This window comes from Burkholderia sp. BCC1640 (genome assembly GCF_902833125.1).
Classification (GTDB): Bacteria; Pseudomonadota; Gammaproteobacteria; order Burkholderiales; family Burkholderiaceae; genus Burkholderia; species Burkholderia diffusa.
The window spans coordinates 1-681 of record NZ_CADFEF010000115.1 but is presented as its reverse complement, the minus strand read 5'-3'; the positions used below and the strand labels follow the sequence as shown (position 1 = coordinate 681).

The window sequence follows — 681 nt, the reverse complement described above, 5'->3', positions numbered from 1 at the left end:
GTCGTTCGTCTCGCCGTTCGGCGCGACATTGCCCACCTGCGGCTCGACCGCGTCGAACACGCCCGTGATCGACGGTGCGCTCGGCACCCCGCCCACCTGCAGCGTGAAATCAAAGCCGTCGCTCGGCTCGCTTTCGTTACCCGAAATATCGCGTGCAACAGCCGTCAGTTCGTGCTGCCCTTCGGTCAGCGGCGAACCGGGCCGGAACGACCAGTGGCCGTCCGCATCCGCCTGCGTGCTGCCCAGCAGCACCTTCGCGCCAAACGCCGTGTCGTAGATCAGCACTACGCTGTTCTTTTCGGCCGTGCCCTTGAGCATCGGTTGCGTATCGTCGGTCGTATCGTGCGGCTTCAGCGGCCCGGTCACGTTACCGACGTTATCAATCACTTCTGCAATCGACGGTCTAGCCGGCGCCGACGTATCGACGGTGACGTTGAACGACTCGCTTGCGCCGCTTTCATTGCCCGCCGCGTCCCGCGCCGTCACCGTGAAATCATGCTCGCCATCCGCGAGCGGGGTGCCCGGCGTGAACGACCAGCCGCCCGCCGCGTTCGCGACGGTCGAGCCGATCGCCTTGCCGCCGTCGTAGATCGTCACCACCGCGCCCGGCTCCGCCGAGCCCTTCAGCGTCGGCGTCGTATCGTCCGTCGTCCCGTGGTTCACGATCGGGCCCTGCACCGC

Annotated in this window: 1 protein-coding gene; it reads right to left on the bottom strand. The window is 66.7% G+C overall.

What is annotated here, in order from left to right; genetic code table 11:
- On the bottom strand, positions 1-681 hold a 681-nt coding region (locus tag HWX25_RS32725), incomplete at both ends, for an Ig-like domain-containing protein (RefSeq protein ID WP_208456508.1).